The organism is Caballeronia sp. LZ008 (assembly GCF_031451435.1).
Classification (GTDB): Bacteria; Pseudomonadota; Gammaproteobacteria; order Burkholderiales; family Burkholderiaceae; genus Caballeronia; species Caballeronia zhejiangensis.
The window spans coordinates 788,556-805,874 of record NZ_JARUXK010000003.1 but is presented as its reverse complement, the minus strand read 5'-3'; the positions used below and the strand labels follow the sequence as shown (position 1 = coordinate 805,874).

The window sequence follows — 17,319 nt, the reverse complement described above, 5'->3', positions numbered from 1 at the left end:
CAAAAAATAAATTTATTTGTCTGTTTTTTTCTCTGGACAGCGCTGAACTTTTTCTGCGAAAGTTATTCGTAAGAATCTCGCTGCACTGCAACGCAGATGCGGCCCTTATTCGAATACTTGCGTGTGCAACTATGGCGCGCCCGTTCTGGAGAGATCTGCATGAATCGACCGAAACGAATGCTTCTGGAAAACATTGCCTGGGCACGCGAGACCGCGCACGCCGACGCGCAATTTTTTCCGCGTCTCGCCCAAGGACAGAGCCCTAAAGTGCTGTGGATAGGCTGCGCGGATAGCCGCGTGCCCGCCGAGACTGTGACGAACGCCAATCCTGGCGACCTCTTCGTACATCGCAACATCGCTAACCTTTTTTCTCCATCCGATGACAACACGTTGAGCGTGCTCGAATACGCGGTGCGCGTTTTGAAGGTCGATCACGTAATCGTTTGCGGCCATTACGGATGCGGTGGCGTGCGCGCCTCGCTCCTGCCGAAATCGAGCGACCTGCCGCATGTGAATCGCCGGATCGCGCCGCTGTGCGCGCTGGGCGAACGGCATCGGCACGAACTCGATTCATTCGGCGAGCTCGACGCGCGCGCAAATCGACTCGCCGAACTGAACGTGCTCGAACAAGTGCGGCTTTTGCGAGAACACGCCATCGTGCGAGAGCACGACGTGCCGCCACGCGTTCATGGCTGGATCTTCGGCCTGCACGACGGGCTCATCAAAGTGCTCGCTTCGGGCTATGCCGAAGAGAGCGAAAGTCGCGACATTGCGAGCGCGCAGGTCACATCGCTTCGGGCCGCCTAAGCCCGCTCATTTCTAACGATCGCTTATCGATGCGAGGTCGCTTTCGCGACATTCGCAGGACCCAACTCGTTCGAAAAAAATCATGAACTCGAATAACCGTCTAGCCACTTTTCCGCGAGACATGTTCGCGGGCACTGTCGTGTTTCTCGTCGCGATGCCCTTGTGTCTCGGCATCGCCAATGCATCCGGCGTGGAGCCGTTCGCCGGTCTGCTGTCGGGCATTATCGGCGGCCTCGTCGTCGCGTTGCTGAGTGGCTCGCAATTGAGCGTGAGCGGCCCTGCCGCGGGCTTGATCGTCATCGTCGTCGATGGCATCGCCGGGCTTGGCAGCTTCTCCGCGTTTCTGCTAGCGGTGCTGCTTTCAGGCGCGATTCAATTCGGCTTCGGCATGTTGAAAGCGGGGCGCTTCGCGGCCTATGTGCCTTCGTCGGTTATCAAAGGCATGCTCGCGGCTATTGGCCTATTGCTCGTCATCAAGCAGATTCCGCTTGCTGCGGGATTCGCGAATGCAGGCGCGCCTGCAGCGAACGGTCCGGGCATGCTCGACACGCCCTTCGGTCCGATATCCGCAGCGGCGTGCATTGTCGCCGTAGTCTCGCTTGCGATGCTCGCAGGCTGGGAAACACGCTCGATGCGTCGCTTTGCGCTCGTGCGCGCCGTGCCCGCGCCGCTCGCAGTGGTCGCCTTCGGCATCGGTGCGACTCTGCTGCTCGATCTGTTCGCGCCTGGCTTCGCACCGCCCGCGCAACATCGCGTCGCGCTGCCGTCGCTGGAGTCGTTCACCGCGTTCACGAATGCGCTCGAATTGCCGAACTTCTCGCAGTTCGCGAACCCCGATGTGTGGCGGCTCGCATTCACGCTTGCTATCGTCGCAAGCCTCGAAACGCTGCTGAGCCTCGAAGCTGTCGAGCAACTCGATCCCAAGAAGCGCGCGGCGCATCCGGATCGCGAGCTGAAAGCGCAGGGCATCGGCAATATGATGGCAGGTGCGATTGGCGCGCTGCCGATCACTTCGGTCATCGTGCGCAGTTCGGCGAACGTGCATGCGGGCGCGCAGAGCCGATGGTCGTCGTTCATGCATGGCGCATTGCTACTCGTGAGCGTGTTCGCGCTGACGAGCGTCATCAACCTGATTCCGCTCGCCTGCCTCGCGGCGATCCTGATCTTCACGGGTCTCAAGCTCGCCAAGCCTTCGTTGTTCGCAGCGGTCGCGAAACAGGGCATCGAGCGCTTCGTGCCGTTCATCGCGACGATTGCCGGCGTGCTGTTGACCGATCTGCTGATGGGCATTTTGCTCGGCATTGCATGCAGTCTTCTGCTTGCCATGCGCGCGAACCTCAGCCGTCCCATTACGATTGCGCAGCACGACGATCATTATCTGGTGTCGTTCAGAAAGGACGTTTCATTTCTTGGCAAGGTCACGCTGAAACATCATCTGCGCACGATACCCGACGGCGCGACGGTGATCTTCGACGCTTCACGCGCGGACTATATCGACCCCGACGTGCGCGAGGAGATCGACAGGTTCGTGGCCGCGGCGGCTTCGCGCGACATGCATGTCGAATGCAGAAAGCTGCCGCAGCCTCGCTCGCAAAGTGGTGCGCCCGCATTGCGAGGCAGATGGCTCGGCTTGCGCAGGCAGGAGATGTCGTCGGAGTAAGAAGAAGTCGAACGAGGCGTCTCGATGCACCAACCGTTGCGGGCGCCGTTCAGGAGACGATCGAGATCGAGAATCCGTCCCACCCTTTGCTGCCGACCGTTTGAATCGCCGTGGACGTCACGTGGGTATCGGCTGCGAGCATGTCGAAGAACTTGCGCACGCCGATGACGTCCGGGTCGGCGCTGCCGACGTCCGCCACGCGGCCACTGCGGATCACGTTGTCCGCGACGATCACCGTGCCGGGCCGGCTCAGGCGCAACACGAGGCGCAAATAGGCGGGATAACTTTTCTTGTCGGCGTCGAAAAAGATGAAATCGAAAGGCGGAATGCCGTCGCGCACGAATGATTCGAGCGTATCCACAGCGTCGCCGACAATCACCGACGCAACGCCCGACAATCCGGCGCGTTCAATGTTCTTGCGCGCGACGGAAGCATGGTGCTCGACGGCTTCGAGCGTGATGAGCGTACCGTCCGCAGGCAGGGCACGCGCGAGCCAGATCGTGCTGTAGCCGCCGAGCGTGCCGAGTTCGAGAATGCGTCGCGCGCCGCGCAACTGCGCGAGCATCTGCAGCAGCTTGCCCTGGTTTGGCGCGACGTTGATCGCAGGCAGCCCTTCGTCCGCGCTGGATTTCAATGCGGCTTCGAGTGCGGCGTCCGGCGTTTGCGTTCGATCGCACAGGTATTCGTCCATCGCCAGCCATTGCTGTTCGTTCATGGCATCTCCTTGCCGTTGCGGTTATCGCGTTCTCTCGAACGATACAACACGAATGGAGCCCCGTACAAAACGCGTCTGCGCGATAAACAATTCAGATGACCTTGAAAGCAGTTCGCAATCAAGGTGACACATTCGCGCCGACCGTCTTGACGATACTGCGCGACTCGCGCCGCAACTCATGCCCGAGCTGATCGACGGTCAAGCGGATTGCGTCGATCAATGCACGCGCGGCCGGCGAGGGCGTGCCGCCTGCGCGCATCGTAAGCCCGATCTCGCGGCGCGTGGCTTGCAGCGGAATGTCCATTACGGTTAGCTGACCCGACTCGCATTCGTAGTGCAGTTGTTGTGCGGATACGGCAGCGAGCATGTCGGTATGCATCAGGAGCCCGCGAATGACCGCGAGATCGGCGGTCTCGACGGTCGGCATCGGCGGTTTCAGTTTCCATCGCTTGAACTGCGCTTCGAACATTCCGCGCGCGGGTGCCTGGCTACGCGGCAGAATCCATTGCGCAGCGATCAGCTCCTTGAGCGTCAGGCCACTTCGCGCTGCAAGCGGATGCCCGCGACGCGCGATCACGACGATATCTTCCGACATGAGGCGCTCATTGACGAGTCCGCTCGACGCATCGTTCTGACGCAACGCGCCGAGCACGAAATCGATATCGCCGGCACGCAGTCCCGCGACCAGCGTTTCATACGAGCTCTCATCCGTCACGACGCGCACGCCCGGATATTGCGCGGCAACGCGCGCGATCGCGCCAGGCAGGATCAACGTTCTGCCGAGCGGCAGCGCGCCGACCGTGACATAACCTTGAATCGTGCCGCGCAGCGCCGCGAGATCATCAGGAATGTGGCGCAGTTCGTTCAGCGCGCGCCGCACATGCAGCACGAAAGTTTCGCCTTCGCTGGTGAGCAGCAACCCGCGCGGACTGCGATAAAACAGTTGCATGCCAGCGCCGGTCTCCATGATGCGGATCGCGCTGCTGACGGCCGGTTGACTGAGCCCCAACGTCTGCGCTGCGCTCGGCATATGCCGATGGCGCGCGAGTGCCGAGAACAACTGAAGCCGCCGTGTATTGAGCAGAAAGGCCGGGAGCGTGCCGCCTGTCGCGGTCCGACGCCGTGACTGGCGCGTGGCGCACCACTGCGCCAGTTCTTCGAGTTCGGCGAAGATGCGCTGGCAGCGCAACAGCACAGCGCGTCCCGCAGGCGTGGGCAACATGCCCGACGGACGACGCTCCAATAAAGTTTCCCCGACCGCCGCTTCGAGTTCCTGCAGCGAGCGTGTGACCGCCGATTGCGCGCGGAACAGTGCCGCGGCGGCGCGCGTGGCGCTGCCCGTTTGCGCGACGAGCCGAAATGCGCGCAGATACGCGAGATTGAGCAGTTCCCGATTGTCCATATGAAGGTGCCCGATGCCATCAGTTTGATTTATCGCATCGTACAGGCTCGTGCGCTTCGCGCTCATTTTCCCCTAATTGTCGTCGCCGATCATGATGTCATGCATAGAGCGATGGATGTCATCGATTGATCGGAGGGTTGCGCCATGTATCAACATATCCTCGTCGCAGTGGGCCCGAGTTTCAGCGAAGCCGCTCTGTCGACCGCGATTGCGCGGGCGCGCGAAAACAACGCGCGTCTGACCGTGCTGCATGTGATCGAATCGTCGCCGTGGTGGGCGGGATGGCAGATGGAATGTCTATCGGACCTGCCCGCGCTCGTGAATCAGCTCGCGCTCTTGATTCGCGGCAGCAGCGAGAAGATGCTTCGGCGTGCGGGCATCGATGCGGACTGGCAAACGCGCACGTTGCCGCGAGACGGGCGCAGCGTCGGCCGCATCATCGCCGATGAAGCCAATCGCCTCGATGCGGATCTCGTCGTGCTCGGTGCAAGGAAGCGCGGCGTCTTCAGCTTCGGCATGGACCGTGTTCGTAACGTGGTGTGCCGCCATACGAATCGGGAAGTGCTGATCGCAACCGCATGCGTCGCTGATTCGGCGGACGTGATGGAAATTCGCGGCGCGGCGTTGCAAACGCATCACGCCTGATGCGTTTATGCGACGGTATCGGAAACCGTTTCACCCACGCGTAGAGAAACGCGTGCTGCGATATGTCGCGGTACAACCAGAAGTGGCTGATCGACAACCCCTCGGAGAGCGTTGATAATCGCATCGCTTCAATTTTTGCGACGACTTCGTTCTAAGAGGGATAGGGAGTGCGTAGTTTCTGTTTGGGCCAGCGCCGTTGGAAATGGCTGGCTGTAGGTGTCGTGGCTGTGCTGGCGTTAGGCGCGCTAGCCGCAAGCGTCAATGTCATGCCTTCTGACGCGGCGGCAAATGTATCGATGGAAGCGGTCGCGTCGAGCCCGGTGCTCGCTTCGGATCCCTTGAAAGGGCTGTCTGTAGTCGATGCAATCGAGGTGATTCAGGCTCAGGCCAGTGCATCGTATGCTGCGAATCCAGCCATTGAACCTCACGATGGAAAGACGGCCGGCCCCGTCGTCCCGGATGGTTTCAGCTTCGATAGGGCACCGACACCCGCATCCACGACGGTGCCTTCCATTTGCTCCAAAGCCAAGCACATCATTTGTGTCGATAAGACGACTTTCACTGCAACGGTTTATAAAAATGGCATAGCGCAGTGGTCGTATTATGTGCGTCCCGGCGATGCCCGCGGTGCGCGATATGCCACAGGCGAAGGTCGCGGACGCATAGCTTTCAAGAGCCGCCATCACGTTTCAAAGGCCTATGGAACGCCCATGCCCTATGCGATGTTCATTGCATGGGACAAGGATCAAGACAAGCACTCCGGTCAGGCCTTCCACCTCTCATACGATTTTCAGAACCAAGGATATGAGGGCGCCAGCCATGGCTGCATGGGAGTAGGATCAGAGGCAGTCATGCAGCGACTGTGGGAGACAAGTCCTGTGGGCACGCAAGTGTATGTCTATCGCAGTTCCAAAGATCCTTCGGAAGCCGTGGCTGACGGATCGAGTCCCGGTTGAAAAAAAGGCCACGCTCAAGTGGCCTTTCGAGCCTATCGGCGCGGTATCACCCCGCGGGTCTGCGTAGCTCGAAGAAAGTCGAAGTCGACGCCTTTGTCCGCCTGGGTGACGGTGTCATAGAACAGCTTGCGATAACCGCGATCCGCAGTGGGAATCGTGACCGGCGATCCTTTAGCGCGCGCTGCGAGTTCTTCATCGCTGATGAGCAGACTGATCTCGCGTTTCGATACGCTCAGGCGAATGCGGTCGCCCGTTCGAACATGCGCGAGCGGACCGCCCACCGCCGCTTCAGGCGTCACGTGCAACACGATGGTGCCGAACGCAGTACCGCTCATGCGTCCATCCGAGATGCGGACGATATCCTTGACGCCCTTTACCGCTAGCTTGCGCGGGATCGGGATATAACCCGCTTCGGGCATGCCCGGCGCACCCTTCGGCCCGATGTTCTTAAGCACGAGGATATCGTCGGGCGTGACATCGAGATCATCCGAATCGATGCGGGCCGCGAGATCGGCGCCGTTCTCGAACACGACCGCGCGCCCTTCGTGTTCCATCAACTTCGCATTTGCCGCCGATTGCTTGATGATCGCGCCGCCCGGCGCGAGATTGCCCTCCAGCACCGCGATACCGCCTTGCGGATAGATCGGCCTGTCGAAGGGGCGCACGACATTCTGCGCGAAAGCGGGGCCCGCAGCATCGATCTCTTCGCCGAGCGTGCGGCCCGTCACCGTCAGCGCGTTCAGGTTCAATAGCGGCTTCAATTCGCGCAACAGCGTAGCCATGCCGCCGGCCTTGTGAAAGTCCTCCATGTAATGCGATCCGGACGGCTTCAGATCGACGAGCACGGGAGTCTCGCGTCCCATGCGATCGAGCGCTTGCAGATCGATGTCATAACCCATGCGTCCCGCGATCGCCGTGAGATGCACGATGCCGTTGGTCGAACCGCCTATCGCGAGCAGCACGCGCATTGCGTTCTCGAATGCTTCAGCCGTGAGGATCCTGTCGATGGTGAGATTCTCGCGCGCCATCTGCACGGCCTGCGTGCCAGTGAGCTCGGCGACGCGCATACGATCCGACGTCACCGCAGGCGGCGAGGCGCCGCCCGGCACGGTCATGCCGAGCGCTTCGGCGATGCACGCCATCGTGCTCGCCGTGCCCATCACGGAACATGTCCCCACGCTCGCGACGAGTTGATTGTTCACCGCTGCGATTTCCGCTTCGTCGATCTCCTCCGCGCGAAAGCGGCCCCAATAGCGCCGGCAATCGGTGCATGCGCCGACGCGCTCGCCGCGATGGGCTCCTGTAAGCATCGAGCCGGTGATGAGTTGAATCGCGGGAATGCCCGCCGATGCCGCGCCCATCAACTGCGCGGGCACGGTCTTGTCGCATCCGCCGATCAGCACGACCGCGTCCATCGGTTGCGCGCGGATCATCTCTTCGGTGTCGATCGACATCAGATTGCGCAGATACATGCTCGTCGGTTGCGAGAACGATTCGGCGATCGATATGGTCGGGAAATCCATCGGCAAGCCGCCCGCGAGCATCACGCCGCGTTTGACGGCTTCGATGAGTTGCGGCGCATTGCCATGACACGGGTTGTACGCGCTGCCCGTATCGACGATGCCGATGACGGGCCGATCGAGCGCACTATCGGTATAACCCGCGCCCTTGATAAACGCCTTGCGCAGGAAAAGCGAGAAGCCATTGTCGCCATAGCTCGTCAGCGATTTGCGCAGGCCGCTCGGTTGCGCGGGTTCGTCATCGGACTTTTTCTTGAACGTGTCGGTCATGGTCGCCCTGCCGTGTGATAAGCGTTGAACGTCTCCGTGCCTCGATTATCACCGGTTTATCGTCGGGCGATCACGAATCAACCGTCGATCGTTTCGTGCACGCCTTGTTCGCCGCGTTTCCAGTAAGCCGAAGCGCGAATGCGTTTCTTGTCGATGCCGCGTTCGTCGCATAGCAGCTTGCGCACTTCGCGCATGAGCGTGGCTTCGCCCGCCGCCCACACATAGCCTTCGCCATCGGGCACATAGGTTTCGCGAAGGGCGAGCAGCAACGCGCCGCCGGGATGTGAGCTTTCGTTGCGATAACGCCATTGCGCGTACAGATCGGCGCGCGTGTCGAATTCGATGCGCGCGGAAGGATCGGCCACTTCGATGAGCGTCGCGACGCGCGTGCCTTCGGGCAGTTCTTCGAGACGACGCGCGATGGCGGGCAGCGCGGTTTCATCGCCGATCATCAGATGCCAGTCGAAGTTAGTTGGGATGACGAACGAACCGCGCGGTCCACCGATACCGAGATGCTGACCGGGCGCGGCCTGCGCGGCCCAGGCCGTTGCGGGACCGGCTTCGTGGAGTGCAAATTCGATATCGAGCTCGCGCGCATCACGGTCGAAACGACGCGGCGTGAAATCGCGCGCAATCGGACGCGGTTTGGCCGGATCGAACTCGGGACCGTTCGGACCCGCTTGCGGCAGCGCGGGCAGGGTCTCGCCCGGCGCGGGGAAAAACAGCTTGACGTGATCGTCGAACGATGCGCTGACGAAATCGTCGAGCGAGTCACCCGTGAAGGTCACGCGCACGAAGTGCGGATTGAGCGCCTGGACGCGCGTGACTTTCAGCAGCCGAAACTTGAGCGCGTGGCGCACACGCGTGACTTCGAGATCGGGCCGGTCTTGCAGGATGGAATCGGTCATCGTCTTTGGCTCCTTACGCCTGCTTCGGCGCCGGGTTTTGTTCGATTTCGGCCGTCGCGCGCGCGAGGATCGCGGCGATGCGGCGTTGTTCTTCCTGCGATGCGTCGGTGCGCAAGAGCAGCGCCTTCTTCAGCGCGCGGCGAGCGGCGATCAGCTCGGGCGCCCAGCCGTTGTCGGCGGCGGCGTCGTCGACTTCTTCGCCCATGTACGCGCGGCGCACGAGATCCATCTTGCGGGCGAAATGCGTGAGCTTCGCGAGCATGATGTCCACGCGTTCGCGATTGGATGCGAGGTATTCGCGGCCCGCGTCGGAAAGGGCATAGCGCTTGCGGTTGCCTTCCAGCTCGACGGTCGTATAACCGAGCTCTTCGAGATAGGTGAGCGCCGGATAGACCATGCCGGGACTCGGCGCGTAGAAGCCGTTGGAGCGGTCTTCGAGCGCCTTGATGAGTTCATAACCATGACGCGGTGCTTCGGCGAGCATTGCGAGCAGCAACAGTTGCAAGTCGTCCGACGAGAACTTGCGGCCGCGCGGCATGCCGTCTTCGCCGCCGAGCCCGCCCATGCCGCCCATGCCGCCGGGGCCGCCGCCGAAGCGACCGCCGCCGCCATGGCGATGACGGCCGATCATTCCCCAACGTTCGAAAGCGAATCGTTCGTGCCACTCTGGGGCGTCGAACGCAGAACCATCAAAGCCGAATGCGCGGAAACCGCCGTCACGCGCACGTTGAAAGCAGCGGGATTTCATAGGTAACACTCCAGATATGTCGTAAAACATATCTAAAGATATATATCGTAAGAGTGTCTGTCAAGAAGATCTTCTTAGGATCGATCGGCGGACGCGCGCATTTTGAACGCCGCATACAATGGCCCGCATTGTCTTTTGCACACATAAATCCATGAGCCATTTCCGTCCCGTCAAGCTGGAGCACGCCAGCCGCCTCATCAACCACGGTCCGACCGTTCTCGTCACCAGCGCGCACGGCGCGCGCCGCAACGTGATGGCCGCCGCCTGGTCGATGCCGGTGGAGTTCACGCCGCCGCGCATCGCCGTCGTGATCGACAAGCGCACCTACACGCGCGAGCTCGCCGCCGCGAGCGGCACCTTCGGCATCGTCGTGCCGGGTGCGGCGATGATCGATCTCACGTACGCCGTCGGCTCGACGAGCGGGCGCGAGATCGACAAGTTCGAGGCCTTCGGAATCGACATCGTGGAAGGGCCGGTGCTCGGTCTGCCGCTCATCGAAACGAATTGCGCGGCTTGGCTCGAATGCAGGCTGATCGACGAGAAGCACACGGAAGACGCCTACGACACCTGTTTTGCCGAAGTCGTCGCAGCCGCTGCCGATTCGCGCGTGTTCGTCGACGGCCACTGGATCATCGACGAATCGAATCAGCCGCTACACACGATTCACCATCTCGGCGCGGGGAAGTTCGTGCGCGCGTCGTCGATGGAGCAGGCGAAGCCGCTTGCGCGCTGACGCCGTCGATGCGCCCCTGGACACGGCTAGCAAACCTTGCCGCGCGGCAGGAACGGCATCGAATTATGGTATTAAGCACGTTGCATCCAATATTCAAAACCGTTCCATGCATTCGAGCTCGCAGGCCGCGCTCCTTTTGCTCGGCATCGTCATCATCCTGATCACGCCCGGACCGACCAACACACTGCTCGCGACCGCGGGCTTGCGTCGCGGCGTCAGGCGCGCCACGCCGCTCATGGCCGCCGAGCTCGCCGGCTACCTCATCGCAATTTCCGTCTGGGGCTATCTCGTCACGCACGCGGCCGGCTTTCTCACCTGGCTCCCGACATTTCTGCGCGTCGCGTGCAGCGTCTACATTGCCTATCTCGCCGTCCTGATGTGGCGCACTGCCGTCTCCCTGCCGACGTCCGCGCAAAAGACGGTCGGCATGCGCACCCTCTTCGTCACCACATTGCTCAATCCAAAGGCGATGCTCTTCGCGAGCGCGATCTTTCCGGCCAGCGCCTTCGGCAATGCCGTCGTTTATCTTCAGACGATGTCGATCTTCGCCGCCGCGCTGATTCCGATCGGCTTTCTGTGGATCACCTTCGGCGCGGCGCTCGGCACCGGGCGTCTCGCGTGGCTGAGTCCCGATCGCGTTCAGCGCGGGGCATCGATCGTGCTGGCCACGTTCTCCATCGCGCTTGCGTGGACGACGCTCCACTGAAGCGATAAAACGAACAGCGAAATCTGGAGACTGAATGACCTCTCATCGGCGCGATCCCCTCGACAAGAAAGCCCCGCACGAGCCGCTCACCTCCTACTACGCCGACGAATCGAAAAGGCGCGTCTGGCTGCGCGGCATCTTCGACCGCACCGCATCCGACTACGACGCGATCGAACGCGTGATGGCGCTCGGTTCCGGTTCGTGGTATCGAAATCGCGCGCTGCGATCGGCGGGACTCGCGCGCGGCATGCGCGTGCTCGATGTCGGCATGGGAACGGGGCTCGTCACGAGGGAAGCGGTCGCGATCACCGGCGATCCGGCGCTCGTGACCGGCGTCGATCCGAGTCCGGGCATGGTCGGCGAGGCGCATCTGCCGATCGGCGTGCAAACGCGCATCGGCACGGCGGAAGATCTGCCGTGCGAGAACGCCGCCTACGAATTTCTGAGCATGGGCTTCGCGCTGCGTCATGTAAGCGATCTTTCGAAGGCCTTCGACGAATACTTCCGCGTGCTCGCGCCTGGCGGACGGCTCTGCGTGCTGGAAATCACGCGGCCCGGGCATGGTATCGGCATCGCTGCACTGAAGTTTTATATGCGCGGCGTCGTGCCGACGATCGCGCGCATCGTCGGCAAGAAAGGGGAAAGCGTCGAGTTGATGCGCTATTACTGGGACACGATCGAGGCCTGCGTGCCGCCCGCCGATGTGATCGCCGCGATCGAGCGCGCCGGTTTCATCGACGTGCGCCGCGACGTCGAGCTCGGCATCTTTTCCGCTTATTGCGCGACGAAACCGGCGCGCTGAGCGGCGTCGAGAATCACCGCAGCGCGGCCGCTCAGCAGCAGCCGGCCTGCGCAGTGAACGGTGAAGCGGTAGAGCACGGTGTTGTCGTCGCCGCCCATGCGTTGGGCTTCGATATCGAGCGGGGCGTCGAGCGTGTCGAGCCGGTCGATGTGCGTTTCCACGCCACGCACGCTGGTCAGCATCCCGACGCGCGGTCTCGCTTCGTTCGATGCGACGAGCGCGCCATGCGCCGCCATCGCCTGCGCCGCGTATTCGATGCCGCATACCGACGCGAGACGTCCCTTCGAGCGCAAAGGATTATCCGGCGAAACATGACTCGTCGCGGTGCAGCGGATGCGCTTTGCATCCCACGCGACGACGCCATCCAGCAGACACATGGAGCCGCTATGCGGAATGCGCGCGGCGATCCAGTCGCGGCCGAACATCATGACGGCTCGACGCTCACGGCGAGCTGCGTGCCGTCGAGATAATCCAGCACGACGTTCGCCGCCCGCCGATGCGCCAGCGCGTCGAGCAACGGCAGCGCGCGCGCGGCGGGATTCGACAGGCGCAGCGCTTCGAGATCGGCATCGGCGAAAGCGGAAGCGTCCTCGTCCGACAGATGCGCTTCGATGCGCCCGAGCGTCCGCTCGCTCTCATGCGGCGCGAGCACCAGCGCGACGCCGAACGCATCGACGATGGGACGCACTTGGCGCAACGGCTCGGGATAGTCCGTGTCGTAGGCGACGAGCAGCGTCGCGGCGCCATCGACGCTCACTTGCGCGAGGCTTTCCAGCAAGCCGGCCGCGAAGCTGCCGTCGTACGCGCACAGCACGTTCGATGCGGCCATCGCGCGTGTCGCGATGCTCCAGTAGCCCGCGGGCGCGTTGTGGACCGAGTTGTGGAAGCGCGTCGGCGAGAGCTGCGGTTCGGCGCTCGCGAGGGTTTCGCAGATCGCGTGGAAATTCCCGCCATCGCCGCCGGATGCCGCGAACACGGCGGCGAGCGTCGCGGCGTCGCGGCCGCTCTGCGCGACCGCTTCGTGCGCGGCAGCGAGCGCCGCGCGCACGACCGGCCCGGTGCGCCGGCGTTCGGCCGGCGGCAGACCGGCGGGCGCGGGCAGCACGGTTTGAGCGGCGTCGCGAACGGCGCGCTGCGTCAGCACGTCGGCGGCATGGGGCCAGCCGGCCAGGCCCGGACCAATCACGCCGATGCCTTCGATAAATGCACGCAATGGAGTCATGCCGATGCCGCTCCCTTGCGTCCGAACACGAGACTGCAGTTCGTCCCGCCGAAGCCGAACGAGTTCGACAGCACAGCCCGCAACGGCGCGGCGCGCGTCGTCAGCACGTAGTCGGGGCCGAGCGCCGGGTCCGGCTCGGTGGTATTGGCGCCTGCGGGAATCATCTGGTGCTGCAGCGTCAGCGCGGCGATCACCGCTTCGAGCGCGCCGGCCGCGCCGAGCGTATGCCCCGTCGCGCCCTTGGTCGAGCTGCACGGCACGCGCGCGAACAGGCTCGTAAGAGCGCGGCTTTCGGCGGCGTCGTTGCTGGGCGTCGCCGTGCCGTGCAGATTCACGTAGCCGATGTCGCTCGCATCGAGACCGGCGCTGGCGAGCGCCTGTTCCATCGCGATACGCGCGCCGAGTCCCTCCGGATGCGGCGACGACATGTGATACGCATCGCTCGATTCGCCGATGCCGAGCAGGCGGATCGCGTCGTCATCGGCGGGATCGGCCAAATCGCGTTCGAGCAGCGCGAACGCCGCCGCCTCCCCGATCGAAATGCCGTCGCGCTTCACGTCGAACGGCTTGCACGGACCCGGCGCGAGCAGTTCCAGCGAATTGAACCCGTAGAGCGTCGTGAGACAGAGCGTATCGACGCCGCCGACGATGGCCACATCGATCACGCCGCTTTCGAGCATGCGCCGCGCCGACCCAAACACCTTCGCGCCCGACGAACACGCCGACGACACCGACGCCGCCGGCCCGCGCAGCCCGAAATAGGCGCGCACGAAAGCGGCGAGCGAATAGGGGTTGTGCGTGTTGGCGTAATTGAAATCGGCGGGCAGCGCGCCCGTCCGGGTGTCGCGACGCCGGTAGGCGAGTTCGGTTTCGAGGATGCCGGCCGTGCTCGTGCCCATGAACACGCCGACGCGCTCCAAGCCGTAACGCGCGATCGCTTCGCGGACGCGGTCGTCGAAGCCGTCCTGCGTCATCGCGAGTTGCGCGAGCCGGTTGTTGCGGCAGTCGAACGCGGCGAGATCCGCGGGCACCGGCGCATCCTCGATGCCCGCGACGCGGCCCGTATAAGTGGCGAGCGCGGCGCCCTCGAAGTCGCACGGCGCGAGTCCGCTGCGTGCGTCCGAGAGCGCGGCGAGCGTCGCGTCGAGCCCGCGGCCCGCGCAACTCGTCGCGGTGAAATGCGTAAGCAGAAGAGGATTCACTACGGGCTCGTTTCCCTTGAGTCGGGAGCGTTCGAAAACGATGAATTGTAACAAACGAGGCCTTTCGGACGATGCCGCCAATCAGCCGACGGGACGCGCAATCAACAGACGATTGGCGTCGTGCGCGCCGTGGCCCATCTGACGGATGGAGACCGCGAATCGCAGATCGCCGAGCAGCGCGAGCCATTGCGCCTCGCTGCGGACCGTCAGACCGTTCGCGCGCCCCGAACGCGCGATCTGCATGCCGAAATCGATGGCGCGATCGAGGCGCGCGTGCCAGCCCGCGGCGGCATCGCTGACGCGCAGCAGGAGCACGCCGTTCGCCGCGAGGCTGGCGCGCGCGCGGCGGAGGATCGACACCTGCGCGTCGGCATCGACGTAATGGAGCACATCGCAGGCGACGACGACATCGGCATCGGGAAACGGCGCGGCGCGAATGTCGTCGCACACGAATCGGATGCGCGCCTCGTGCGCCTGCAACGCGATGCGCGCGCAGGCGACGTCGCGCGGCGTCAGATCGATGCCGTGAATCGAGCGCGGCACGGGCGGCGCGGGCCAGCGCGCGGGCCACGCACGCTGGGCGTGTTCGCCATGCCACGCGTGCGCACCGACGAGGCACGCGGCGAGCAAGCCCTGGCCGCTGCCGAGATCCAGGATGCGCGCGCCATCCGGAATCAGGCCGTGCGCGAGGATATGGGCGAAGAACGGATCGCGACGCAGCTTGGCCGATGCGAAGTGCCACGCGAACCGGCCCGCCGCGCGGTAGGGGCGGCTGGCGGTTTCGATGAGCGCGGCGGGCAGCATTCGGGCGAGGGGTGAGTTCACGTATGCAACGGCCCCTGACGGGTCAGCCCTCGACTATAGATTCAATCTTTCGAAAGCGCCGGAGATCGTTGAACATGTTCGAGTCTGAACACGTTGTTTTTTCCGCATCGCGACGAAGCACATCCGCGCGCGGATCGATCGTTGCGCGAAGATTTCGGCCCTCACAGACCGTCTGCGCTCGCGGGATTCTCGAAGTGATCGACGCAAAAGAACCTGACGTTTATTCCGTTTCGCGACGCGTCAAGTGCAAGTTGCACGCGGTTTTCGACGGTCCTGCTAACGGCGGTCGTTGCTTGCTCGACTGCCGCGTCTATATCCGCTTGCGCGGCCCGTTTTTGCGTGGCCAGCATCCTGAGCGAGCTCCGCAGATGCAAGAGATCCGCCTCGGCTCTTGCGAGATATCCGTGACTTTGATGCAAGCGTTCAATGATGCTGTCGAGCTCAGGCGTCGCTTCAAGTATGGCGACGGCTTTTGCGTCGAGCAAAGACCACAGCCTCGCTTCGGCGACGGCATCCGGATTCTGAACCACGTTGCCTCGAGTGCGAAGGGGCACTGGAAATCGTGATGCTTCTTGCGCTGGCACCTTTCATTCTCCTGTTTCGGTTTTGGCTTCGAAAAATTCGCTGACTGAAGTCTTCGCTCAAATAGGACGTTGTCTATCGATCGTTCTTGGATGTTTAGAATTGCGAAGATTTAACAAAGCGAAGCGTGACACGCTACGGCACACAAATTGGTATCTCATACATCAGATACTTCGGGTTGACGGAGAAAACGCTGCTGGATACCGTGTTGTCAATATTAAATAGGTATGTTGACCATTCGATATTCGGGAGGCATTTTTGGAGCGTCAGGAATTTGGGCCGCAGGTCATTCGAACGGTGATGTGGAAGATCGTGCCGTTCGCGTTCATTCTTTACTTCTTCAACTATCTCGACCGGGTGAATGTCGGTTTCGCGGCCCTGCAAATGAATCGGGAGTTGGACATTTCCCCGACCCAGTTCGGCACGATCGCATCGATGTTTTTTGCGTCGTATCTGCTGTGCCAGATTCCGGCCAACTTCGCGCTTCAGCGCTTGGGCGCGCGCCGCTGGATCAGCTTCATCGTCATAGTGTGGGGCGCGGTTACAGCACTGACATTCTTTGCCCAGACTGCGACCCACGTCGCGATCGCGCGCCTGCTGCTCGGCGTGTTCGAAGCGGGTTTCTTCCCCGGCATGATCTTCTATCTCGCCTGCTGGTTCCCTGCTCGCGAGCGAGCCAAGGTCACGTCGTTTTTCATGATGGCGATTGCCTTTTCCTCGGTCGTCGCGGGGCCGATGTCCGGCTGGATCGTCGAGCACGTCCACATGGCCGGGTATGGCGGCTGGCGCTGGCTATTCGCGATCGAAGGCGTGCCGACCATTCTGCTGGGCGGTCTGGCTTTCTTCATTCTGGTCGACGCGCCTGCGGATGCCAAATGGCTGAACAAGGATCAAAGAGCGTGGCTCGTAGCGGAGTTGCAGCGGGAAAGAAGCGCGCAGGGCGCCGACGAACAGCCGACGCTGAAGATGGTGTTGGGCAATTCGACGATCTGGAAACTGGCGCTCTCATACATGCTGATTCAAGCGGCCTCGCAAGCATCGAATTACTGGCTTCCGGGGCAGGTGAAGGGATTCGCGGCGTCCCTGACCGATACGCAAACCGGGCTCATCATGGCGCTGCCGTATGTCTGCGCGATGATATCGATGCCGCTTTGGGGCGCGCACTCCGACCGCACGGGCGAACGCAAATGGCACGCCGCGCTACCGATGCTGCTTGCGGGTGTCGGCTTCTTCGTCATCGCGAGCGTTCCGTCCATGTCGCTTCGCATGGCTGGCATGGCGTTGTTTGGCGTTGGCATTCTGAGCTTCTACGGCCCGTATTGGGCCATTCCCCCTGCAATGCTGTCCCCGGCCGGTCTCGCGTTGAGCATCGCTTTTATCAACTCGTGCTCCAGTCTCGGCGGCTTTCTCGCGAACCAGGCGCTCGGACATGTCTCTCAGGCTTACGGATCATATGGCGTGTTCATGGTCGAGGCGGCTTTGTGCGTCGCCGCGTTCTGTGTGCTGGTCACGATGAGCATTCCTCGCCAGACACCGAAGGTCGGTCCGTCGGCGCAAACCGCGAACGCTTGACATCGTCGCATCGGGCTCCATCGAAGTCTCTCTGGAATATTGAT

The 17,319-nt window shown here is 62.6% G+C and carries 19 protein-coding genes; 9 read left to right on the top strand and 10 right to left on the bottom strand.

Annotated elements, in window-relative coordinates:
• Positions 1-159 precede the first annotated feature (159 nt).
• On the top strand, positions 160-807 hold the full coding sequence (locus QCE49_RS22690; RefSeq protein ID WP_033536219.1) for a carbonic anhydrase: 648 nt from the start codon (positions 160-162) through the stop codon (positions 805-807).
• An 82-nt stretch (positions 808-889) separates the two neighbouring features.
• A complete protein-coding gene (locus QCE49_RS22685; RefSeq protein WP_250457347.1) occupies positions 890-2,467 on the top strand; it encodes a SulP family inorganic anion transporter in 1,578 nt (525 codons plus the stop codon).
• A gap of 49 nt (positions 2,468-2,516) precedes the next feature.
• Here the strand turns inward: QCE49_RS22685 and QCE49_RS22680 are convergent, their stop codons facing one another.
• Entirely contained in the window at positions 2,517-3,182 is a 666-nt protein-coding gene (locus QCE49_RS22680; RefSeq protein ID WP_250457348.1) for an O-methyltransferase, read from the bottom strand.
• Between the two features lie 118 nt (positions 3,183-3,300).
• Positions 3,301-4,584: a LysR family transcriptional regulator gene (locus QCE49_RS22675; protein ID WP_008348314.1), complete on the bottom strand. Its 1,284-nt coding sequence runs from the start codon at positions 4,582-4,584 to the stop codon at positions 3,301-3,303.
• On the opposite strand from QCE49_RS22675, the gene QCE49_RS22670 reads away from it, so the two are divergent.
• The 3 genes from QCE49_RS22670 to QCE49_RS22660 all read left to right on the top strand — a co-directional run bounded on the left by QCE49_RS22670 (position 4,585) and on the right by QCE49_RS22660 (position 6,185).
• Entirely contained in the window at positions 4,585-4,713 is a 129-nt protein-coding gene (locus tag QCE49_RS22670; RefSeq protein WP_268811658.1) for a hypothetical protein, read from the top strand. It abuts the gene before it with no gap.
• 15 nt (positions 4,714-4,728) lie between these two features.
• Positions 4,729-5,229, top strand: a complete 501-nt coding sequence (locus QCE49_RS22665) for a universal stress protein (RefSeq protein WP_250457349.1) — start codon at positions 4,729-4,731, stop codon at positions 5,227-5,229.
• 182 nt (positions 5,230-5,411) lie between these two features.
• A complete protein-coding gene (locus QCE49_RS22660) occupies positions 5,412-6,185 on the top strand; it encodes a L,D-transpeptidase (RefSeq protein WP_208456992.1) in 774 nt (257 codons plus the stop codon).
• Positions 6,186-6,217: 32 nt separating this feature from the next.
• Here the strand turns inward: QCE49_RS22660 and QCE49_RS22655 are convergent, their stop codons facing one another.
• The 3 genes from QCE49_RS22655 to QCE49_RS22645 all read right to left on the bottom strand — a co-directional run bounded on the left by QCE49_RS22655 (position 6,218) and on the right by QCE49_RS22645 (position 9,661).
• On the bottom strand, positions 6,218-7,975 hold the full coding sequence (locus tag QCE49_RS22655) for an IlvD/Edd family dehydratase (protein WP_250457350.1): 1,758 nt from the start codon (positions 7,973-7,975) through the stop codon (positions 6,218-6,220).
• A gap of 77 nt (positions 7,976-8,052) precedes the next feature.
• Positions 8,053-8,883 carry a siderophore-interacting protein gene (locus QCE49_RS22650; protein WP_008348310.1) on the bottom strand — a complete coding sequence of 277 codons (831 nt, stop codon included), beginning with the start codon at positions 8,881-8,883 and terminating at the stop codon, positions 8,053-8,055.
• A gap of 13 nt (positions 8,884-8,896) precedes the next feature.
• Positions 8,897-9,661, bottom strand: a complete 765-nt coding sequence (locus QCE49_RS22645) for a PadR family transcriptional regulator (protein ID WP_409017422.1) — start codon at positions 9,659-9,661, stop codon at positions 8,897-8,899.
• 121 nt (positions 9,662-9,782) lie between these two features.
• On the opposite strand from QCE49_RS22645, the gene QCE49_RS22640 reads away from it, so the two are divergent.
• The 3 genes from QCE49_RS22640 to QCE49_RS22630 all read left to right on the top strand — a co-directional run bounded on the left by QCE49_RS22640 (position 9,783) and on the right by QCE49_RS22630 (position 11,872).
• Positions 9,783-10,364: a flavin reductase family protein gene (locus QCE49_RS22640; protein ID WP_008348308.1), complete on the top strand. Its 582-nt coding sequence runs from the start codon at positions 9,783-9,785 to the stop codon at positions 10,362-10,364.
• 106 nt (positions 10,365-10,470) lie between these two features.
• Positions 10,471-11,070, top strand: coding sequence for a LysE family translocator (locus QCE49_RS22635; protein ID WP_250441025.1), 600 nt, complete (start codon positions 10,471-10,473; stop codon positions 11,068-11,070).
• A gap of 34 nt (positions 11,071-11,104) precedes the next feature.
• A complete protein-coding gene (locus QCE49_RS22630; protein ID WP_250457351.1) occupies positions 11,105-11,872 on the top strand; it encodes a class I SAM-dependent methyltransferase in 768 nt (255 codons plus the stop codon).
• Here QCE49_RS22630 and QCE49_RS22625 read toward each other — a convergent pair.
• From QCE49_RS22625 to QCE49_RS22605, 5 genes are all read right to left on the bottom strand, one after another.
• Entirely contained in the window at positions 11,845-12,297 is a 453-nt protein-coding gene (locus QCE49_RS22625; RefSeq protein ID WP_008348304.1) for a hypothetical protein, read from the bottom strand. The genes QCE49_RS22630 and QCE49_RS22625 overlap by 28 nt on opposite strands.
• Positions 12,297-13,094 carry a beta-ketoacyl synthase chain length factor gene (locus QCE49_RS22620; RefSeq protein WP_175981052.1) on the bottom strand — a complete coding sequence of 266 codons (798 nt, stop codon included), beginning with the start codon at positions 13,092-13,094 and terminating at the stop codon, positions 12,297-12,299. Before QCE49_RS22620 ends, QCE49_RS22625 begins: the two co-directional genes overlap by 1 nt.
• Positions 13,091-14,296: a beta-ketoacyl-[acyl-carrier-protein] synthase family protein gene (locus QCE49_RS22615; protein ID WP_250457353.1), complete on the bottom strand. Its 1,206-nt coding sequence runs from the start codon at positions 14,294-14,296 to the stop codon at positions 13,091-13,093. The genes QCE49_RS22620 and QCE49_RS22615 overlap by 4 nt, the downstream gene beginning before the upstream one ends.
• 81 nt (positions 14,297-14,377) lie before the next feature.
• On the bottom strand, positions 14,378-15,121 hold the full coding sequence (locus tag QCE49_RS22610; RefSeq protein WP_250457354.1) for a class I SAM-dependent methyltransferase: 744 nt from the start codon (positions 15,119-15,121) through the stop codon (positions 14,378-14,380).
• Positions 15,122-15,282: 161 nt separating this feature from the next.
• The gene (locus QCE49_RS22605; protein WP_175981049.1) at positions 15,283-15,651 is read right to left on the bottom strand and encodes a hypothetical protein; all 369 of its coding nucleotides are present in this window, start codon (positions 15,649-15,651) and stop codon (positions 15,283-15,285) included.
• A 352-nt stretch (positions 15,652-16,003) separates the two neighbouring features.
• Between QCE49_RS22605 and QCE49_RS22600 the strand changes: the two genes are divergently transcribed.
• Positions 16,004-17,275 (top strand): MFS transporter, encoded by a 1,272-nt coding sequence (locus QCE49_RS22600; RefSeq protein WP_008348295.1) that lies wholly within the window; start codon positions 16,004-16,006, stop codon positions 17,273-17,275.
• Positions 17,276-17,319: the final 44 nt, after the last annotated feature.

Bases quoted from the DNA above. Each gene is read 5' to 3' on its own strand.
- QCE49_RS22645 (WP_409017422.1), bottom strand. From the start codon at position 9,661: ATGTTTTACGACATATCTGGAGTGTTACCTATGAAATCCCGCTGCTTT.
- QCE49_RS22650 (WP_008348310.1), bottom strand. From the start codon at position 8,883: ATGACCGATTCCATCCTGCAAGACCGGCCCGATCTCGAAGTCACGCGT.
- QCE49_RS22670 (WP_268811658.1), top strand. From the start codon at position 4,585: ATGAAGGTGCCCGATGCCATCAGTTTGATTTATCGCATCGTACAGGCT.
- QCE49_RS22620 (WP_175981052.1), bottom strand. From the start codon at position 13,094: ATGACTCCATTGCGTGCATTTATCGAAGGCATCGGCGTGATTGGTCCG.
- QCE49_RS22665 (WP_250457349.1), top strand. From the start codon at position 4,729: ATGTATCAACATATCCTCGTCGCAGTGGGCCCGAGTTTCAGCGAAGCC.
- QCE49_RS22680 (WP_250457348.1), bottom strand. From the start codon at position 3,182: ATGAACGAACAGCAATGGCTGGCGATGGACGAATACCTGTGCGATCGA.
- QCE49_RS22690 (WP_033536219.1), top strand. From the start codon at position 160: ATGAATCGACCGAAACGAATGCTTCTGGAAAACATTGCCTGGGCACGC.
- QCE49_RS22630 (WP_250457351.1), top strand. From the start codon at position 11,105: ATGACCTCTCATCGGCGCGATCCCCTCGACAAGAAAGCCCCGCACGAG.
- QCE49_RS22675 (WP_008348314.1), bottom strand. From the start codon at position 4,584: ATGGACAATCGGGAACTGCTCAATCTCGCGTATCTGCGCGCATTTCGG.
- QCE49_RS22640 (WP_008348308.1), top strand. From the start codon at position 9,783: ATGAGCCATTTCCGTCCCGTCAAGCTGGAGCACGCCAGCCGCCTCATC.
- QCE49_RS22635 (WP_250441025.1), top strand. From the start codon at position 10,471: ATGCATTCGAGCTCGCAGGCCGCGCTCCTTTTGCTCGGCATCGTCATC.
- QCE49_RS22600 (WP_008348295.1), top strand. From the start codon at position 16,004: ATGTGGAAGATCGTGCCGTTCGCGTTCATTCTTTACTTCTTCAACTAT.
- QCE49_RS22625 (WP_008348304.1), bottom strand. From the start codon at position 12,297: ATGTTCGGCCGCGACTGGATCGCCGCGCGCATTCCGCATAGCGGCTCC.
- QCE49_RS22655 (WP_250457350.1), bottom strand. From the start codon at position 7,975: ATGACCGACACGTTCAAGAAAAAGTCCGATGACGAACCCGCGCAACCG.
- QCE49_RS22685 (WP_250457347.1), top strand. From the start codon at position 890: ATGAACTCGAATAACCGTCTAGCCACTTTTCCGCGAGACATGTTCGCG.